Source organism: Pseudomonas sp. GM_Psu_1 (assembly GCF_026544185.1).
GTDB classification, from domain to species: Bacteria; Pseudomonadota; Gammaproteobacteria; order Pseudomonadales; family Pseudomonadaceae; genus Chryseomonas; species Chryseomonas oryzihabitans.
In genome coordinates, this window is the sequence record NZ_JALNUX010000030.1 from 1 (window position 1) to 5914 (window position 5914).

Annotated in this window: 5 protein-coding genes; 1 reads left to right on the plus strand and 4 read right to left on the minus strand. The window is 68.4% G+C overall.

Annotated elements, in window-relative coordinates:
• Positions 1–125: 125 nt before the first annotated feature.
• The 4 genes from dhbA to OXS31_RS23270 are packed head-to-tail and all read right to left on the minus strand — an operon-like array spanning position 126 to position 4574.
• Positions 126–881: a 2,3-dihydro-2,3-dihydroxybenzoate dehydrogenase gene (gene dhbA, locus OXS31_RS23255; RefSeq protein WP_058791613.1), complete on the minus strand. Its 756-nt coding sequence runs from the start codon at positions 879–881 to the stop codon at positions 126–128.
• A gap of 11 nt (positions 882–892) precedes the next feature.
• The gene (locus OXS31_RS23260; protein ID WP_007160298.1) at positions 893–1756 is read right to left on the minus strand and encodes an isochorismatase family protein; all 864 of its coding nucleotides are present in this window, start codon (positions 1754–1756) and stop codon (positions 893–895) included.
• An 8-nt stretch (positions 1757–1764) separates the two neighbouring features.
• Positions 1765–3390: a (2,3-dihydroxybenzoyl)adenylate synthase gene (locus OXS31_RS23265; protein ID WP_044340784.1), complete on the minus strand. Its 1626-nt coding sequence runs from the start codon at positions 3388–3390 to the stop codon at positions 1765–1767.
• Positions 3387–4574: an isochorismate synthase MenF gene (locus tag OXS31_RS23270; RefSeq protein ID WP_235389857.1), complete on the minus strand. Its 1188-nt coding sequence runs from the start codon at positions 4572–4574 to the stop codon at positions 3387–3389. Before OXS31_RS23270 ends, OXS31_RS23265 begins: the two co-directional genes overlap by 4 nt.
• Positions 4575–4848: 274 nt before the next feature.
• Here OXS31_RS23270 and fepB point away from each other — a divergent pair, with 274 nt between their 5' ends.
• A complete protein-coding gene (gene fepB, locus OXS31_RS23275; RefSeq protein ID WP_044340786.1) occupies positions 4849–5817 on the plus strand; it encodes a Fe2+-enterobactin ABC transporter substrate-binding protein in 969 nt (322 codons plus the stop codon).
• Positions 5818–5914: the final 97 nt, after the last annotated feature.

The window sequence follows — 5914 nt, forward strand, 5'->3', positions numbered from 1 at the left end:
CCGGGATCGGTCGCGAGGCAAGCCGTAGGTTGGGTTGAGACAGCCGCATCGTCGAAGCCCAACAGGCGGAGTCGAACCCGCCGTGTTGGGCTTCGCTGGCGCTCAACCCAACCGACGAAAACCTCTCACGCCGCCAGGGTCGCGCCGCCGTCCACCACGATGTCCTGCATGGTGATATGGCTGGCCAGGTCCGAGGCGAGGAACAGCACGGTGTTGGCGATCTCGTCGGGCTGGGCGATCTTGCGCAGCGGGATGCCCAGCTTGAAGTCTTCCGGCAGGCCGTCCACCAGGCGTTGATAGCCCTCCGGCGAACCGAGCATGCCGGCCAGCATGGGGGTCGCCGTGGAGCCCGGCGAGACCACGTTGCAGCGCACGCCCGACCCGGCCAGTTCCAGGGCCACGCAGTGGCTCAGGGACACCAGCGCCGCCTTGGAGGTGCAGTAGCCGGCCATCTGCAGGCGCGGCACGTGGGCGGCGTTGGAGGCGATGTTGACGATGGCGCCCCGGCCCTGGGCCTTGAACAGCGGCACCAGCTGGCGGAACAGATAGAAGGGTCCGGAGACGTTGACGTCCAGCAGCGCCTGCCAGTCGTCCAGGCTCAGGCTGTCGCTGGTGCCCAGGCGCAGCACGCCGGCGCCATTGACCAGCACGTCCAGGCGGCGCTCTTCCGCCAGCAGCGCCTGGCAGACGTCCTCCACCTGGGCCGCGTCGGCGACGTCCAGTAGCTGGGTGCGGAACGGATAGCTGCCCTCGGCGAATTGCCGGTCGAGGCCGATCACCTCGGCGCCCGCCGCCTGGAAGCGCCGCGCTACCTGCAGCCCGATGCCCTGCCCTGCGCCGGTCACCCAGACGCGCTTGCCGGTGAAATCCAGTTGCGTCATCAGCAGATTCCTCAGGCGCGCGCGCGCAGCAGGTCCAGCCAGCCCTGCAGGGTCGGCTGGGCGGCGAGATCGGCGAAGGTCACCGGCAGACCGCGCTTCTGCCACTCGCCCACCAGGGTCATGACCTGCACCGAGTCCAGGCCGAAATCGGTGAGGTTATCGTCCAGCGCCGGTGCTTCATCATCGGCGTCCAGCAGCGGCTGGACCTGGGCGCGCAGCCAGGCTTCATCGAGCACGGCCGCACCCGCGCCGGTGACCTGGGCGGTACTCAGGGTGCTGCCGCAGCGGGTCGCCACGTAGCGCAGCGCCATGCGGTGCTCTTCCTCGCTGAAGTCGGCCACGGCGTCGCCGATCAGGAAGGCCTGGATATCCCTCATGAAGGCATCGGTGCAGGTGGTCAGGCAGCCGATATGGGCATAGACGCCGCAGACGATCAGCTGATCGCGCCGCCATTCGGTCATCAGGTCCTGCAGATTGGAACGGTGGAAGGCGCTGTAGCGCCACTTGGTCAGCACCACGTCGTCAGCCTTGGGCGCCAGCGCGTCCACCACCTGCTGCAGCGCGGGATCGGCCTGGGTCAGGCCCGGGCCCCACATGTCGTTGAGCAGGGCGCGATCGGCCGGCGGCTGGTCGGTGGGCTGGGCGGTATAGACCACCGGCACGCCCTGGGCATCGGCCCAGGCGCGCAGGGCGGCGATGTTGGCCACCACCTGATCGATCAGCGGGCTGTCGTCGCCATAGAATTCGACGAAATAGCGCTGCATGTCGTGGATCAGCAGCACGGCGCGATCGGCCACGGGCGTCCAGTCCACCTTGTTGGCGGGAAAGCCGTCGGGCTGGGGCAAGGGATAGGAGGCAAGACGGGGAATAGCCATGGGAAACCTTAGGGACGCTCGGTGGATGGGGTCTGCAGCTGCTCGCGCAGGCGGCGCTTGTCGATCTTGCCGACGGCGGTGAGCGGCAGCTGGTCAAGGAACTGGAAACGGTCGGGCAGCTTGTACTCGGCCACGCCCTGCTCGCGCAGGTAGCGGCGCAGCGCCACCGGCTTGAGTGCCGGATCGCTCACCACCAGGCAGGCGCAGCTCTTCTCGCCCATCAAGTCGTCGGCGATGGCGACCAGGGCCGCGTGGGTGATGCCGGGATGGCGCAGCAGCAGGCCCTCGATCTCGGCGGCGGCGATCTTTTCACCGCCGCGGTTGATCTGGTCCTTCACCCGCCCGACCACCTTGAGGTAGCCGGCGGCATCGCGCTGGACCACGTCGCCGGAGAAGTAGAAGCCCTCGGCGTCGAACACCTGGGCGTTGTGCTCGGGGCTGCGGTAGTAGCCGCGGAAGGTGTAGGGGCCACGGGTGGACAGCAGGCCGGGCTCGCCGTCGGGCACGGGATTGCCGTCCTCGTCGGTGATGCGCACCTCGTCATCCGGGCTCATGGGCCGGCCCTGGGTGGTGAAGATGCGCTCGGGTTCGTCGTCGAGGCGGGTGTAGTTGACCAGGCCTTCGGCCATGCCGAACACCTGCTGCAACTGGCAGCCCAGCTCCTCGGGCACGCGGCGCGCCTGGGCCTCGGCGAAGCTGGCACCGCCCACCTGCACCACCCGCAGGCTGGCGAGTCGCGCGCGCTGCTCGGGTGCGGCCGCGGCCTGCAGCCAGAGCGCCACCGCCGGGGGTACCAGGGCCACCCAGTCCACCTGATGGCGTTCGATCAGCGCGAAGCAGCGCAGCGGCTCGGGATCGCGGGCCATGACCACGCAGCCACCGGCGATGAAGACGCCCAGCGCGCCGGGCGAGCTGAGGGTGTAGTTATGGCCCGCCGGCAGCGCGCAGAGAAAGCGCGTCGCCGGGCTCAGGCGGCAGATCTCGACGCTGCGTCTGAGGCTGTAGTAGTAGTCGTTGTGGGTGCGCGGGATCAGCTTGGGCGTGCCAGTGCTGCCCCCGGATAGCTGGAAGAAGGCCACCTCGCCACCGGCGGTGGGCGTCAGCTGAAAACCGTCCAGCGGGGTATCCAGGCGCTGCTGGAGGCTGCGCGCGTCGTCGGCGCCGTCCAGCAGTACCTCGCCGAGGCCCGGCGCCACGTCGCGCAACTCGGCGAGGAAGTTGTCGTCGCGGAACAGGTTGTGCTCGCTGGAGGCGATCAGCAACCGGGGCTGGATCTGCTGCGCATAGGCGAGCAACTCCAGCTTCTGGTGGCTGAACAGCGCATTGACCGGGGCGATGCCGGCCTTGAGCAGGGCAAAGAACACCACGTAGAACTCGGCCACGTTGGGCAGCTGCACCAGGGCCGTGTCGTGGCGGCGCAGCCCGGCGGCCTGCAGGTGGGCGGCCAGGCGACTGGAGCGCTCGTCCAGCTCGGCATAGCTCAGCTGCCGCTCGCCGCAGAGGATCGCCGGCGCGTCCGGCAGGGCCGCGCGGCTGCGCGCCAGGATCTCGGTCATCGGCAGGTCGAGCCAGTAACCCAGGGCGCGATAGCGCGCCGCCAGGTCGTCCGGCCAGGGGGTGAATTCCAGACTCACGTGGGGTTCTCCTCGTCGAGCAAACCACAGGCGGCACGCATGGTGCCCAGTTTGGCGGTGACCTCGGCCCACTCCGCCGCAGGGTCGGAGGCTTCGACGATGCCGGCGCCGGCGAACAGCCGCAGCCAGTCGCCCTGCACCGTGCCGCAGCGGATGGTGACCACCCACTCGCCGTTGCCCTGGGCATCGCACCAGCCGACCATGCCGGTGAACAGGCCGCGGTCGAAGGGCTCGATGCGCTGGATCAGCTGGCGCGCCGCGGCCGTGGGAAAGCCGCACACCGCCGGGGTCGGATGCAGGCGGCAGGCGAGTTGCAGCGCCGAGGTGCGGCTGTCGGCCAGCTCGCCGTCGATGGCGGTGGACAGGTGCCACATGGCGTTGGTGCTGAGCAGCGAGGGGCCTTCGGGTACGTCCAGCCGGCTGCACAGCGGCGCCAGCTGCTCACGGATGTCCTCGATCACCAGACGATGTTCGTAGTGGTCCTTGCTGGACTCCAGCAACTCGCGGGCGACGCGCTGGTCTTCCTGCGGATCGGCGCGGCGCCTGGCCGAACCGGCCAGGGGATTGGTATGGACCTGGGCACCCTGTTTGCGCACCAGCAACTCGGGGCTGACCCCGACCAGCTCGCCGCCCTCGGCGGTGGGGATGCGGAATTGATAGCCGGTAGGATTCTGCCGCGTCAGATTGGCGAGGATGGTCTCCACGTCGGCAGGCTCGGCCAGGCGGATCTCCTGGATGCGCGACAGCACCGCCTTGCTCAGCTCGCCACGGCGGAAGGCCTCGATGGCCTCCTCCACCGCCAGGCAGAAGCCGTCCGCGCTGGGCAGGTTGCGCACCTCGCGCACCTGCGCCGGGGCAACCCCTGCGCTGCTGACCGGCGCCGGGCGCGCAGTCCAGGCATGCTCCCGAGGCACATAGAGGCAGGAGGGCCTGGTGGTATCGAAGGGAATGGCACCCATGATCACCGGCTCGGCGATGCCGGCCTGGCGGGCACGGGCGAAGGCCTCATCCACGGCGTGCAGGAACAGGCTGTCCCGATGCGCGCCGCCACTGGCCGGTGTCTCGACCCGGGCACAGATGCCCCGCCCCTGCAGGACGCGATCACCCGACTGGAACAGGAATGCGGCCTGTTCCCGACGATCGGCAACGACTCCGCCGACCACCTCAGCCCTCTTGCTCGTCATTTCGATGGACCTCTACACGAATGATAATGCTTATCAATAAGCAGAAGCTAAAGGTTGCCTGCCGGAAAGTCAATTCGTTAGGGACCGAACGATCTCGCCGAATGGCCAGCAACCCATTGAAATCTCAGGTGAATCTCCACTGGGCAGAGCGCCGGCAGGTACCGGATCCACGGCTCCTGCCCTGGCCCTGTCGGCTACTGGAAAGGAACGACTTGCTGCCCAGGGGGTGGTTCTTTGAAAATGAGAGTGATTATCTTACAACTGGAAGGCGTCCATGTTCAGCTTGTTGTCAGTGTTTCGCATTCTCACCACTCTGGCGGTCGCCACCCTGACCCTGGGTGGTCCCGCTCAGGCGGCGGACTGGCCGCGGCAGATCAGCGCCGACGGCAGCCAGGTGACCCTGCCGGCCAAGCCGCAACGCATCGTCTCCACCAGCGTCACCCTTACCGGCTCCCTGCTCGCCATCGGCGCGCCGGTGGTGGCCAGCGGCGCCACCTCGCCCAACAACAGATTCGCCGATGACCAGGGCTTCCTGCGCCAGTGGGGCGCGGTCGCCAGGCAGCGCGACGTGAAGCGGCTGTACATCGGCGAGGCCAATGCCGAAGCCGTGGCCGCCGAGGCGCCGGACCTGATCCTGGTCAGCGCCGCCGGCAACGACTCGGCGCTGCGGCTGGTCGAGCAACTCAAGGCCATCGCCCCGGTGCTGGTGGTGGGTTACGACAATCGCAGCTGGCAACAGGTGGTGGAACTGCTCGGCCAGGCCACCGGCCGCGAGGACGCCGCCCGCAAGGTGGTCGGCGATTTCGACCGGCGCGTCGCCGATCTCAAGGCGCGCCTGCAGCTGCCGCCGCAACCGGTATCCGCCTTCGTCTACAACCCGGCGACGCGCCAGGCCAATCTCTGGACCGCCGCCTCTTCCCAGGGCCAGTTGCTGGAAAGCCTGGGCTTCACCCTGGCGAAACTGCCGGCGGGGCTGGAGACCGGCCATAGCCAGGGGCAGCGCCACGACATCCTGCAGCTCGCCGGCGAGAACGTCGCCACCGGTCTCACGGGCCAGACCTTTTTGCTGTTCGCCGCGGACGCCAAGGAAGCCGAGGCGGTACGCAGCAATCCGCTCCTGGCGCACCTGCCGGCGGTCAAGGACAACCGCGTGGAAGCCTTGGGCGCCGAGACCTTCCGTCTCGACCCCTACAGCGCCAACCTGCTGCTGGATCGCCTGGAGGAGCGCTACGCCAAGCCCTGAGCAGAACAGTTACTGTGAGGTTTTCTAGGCGAGCAGTCTGATAGCGGCCATGGCGGTCCGCCGATGCGGCCGATCCTACAAGACATCGTTGTTTTGG

Excerpts from the sequence above, each read along its gene's own strand:
- dhbA (WP_058791613.1), bottom strand. The coding sequence starts at position 881 with ATGACGCAACTGGATTTCACCGGCAAGCGCGTCTGGGTGACCGGCGCA.
- OXS31_RS23260 (WP_007160298.1), bottom strand. The coding sequence starts at position 1,756 with ATGGCTATTCCCCGTCTTGCCTCCTATCCCTTGCCCCAGCCCGACGGC.
- OXS31_RS23270 (WP_235389857.1), bottom strand. The coding sequence starts at position 4,574 with ATGACGAGCAAGAGGGCTGAGGTGGTCGGCGGAGTCGTTGCCGATCGT.
- fepB (WP_044340786.1), top strand. The coding sequence starts at position 4,849 with ATGTTCAGCTTGTTGTCAGTGTTTCGCATTCTCACCACTCTGGCGGTC.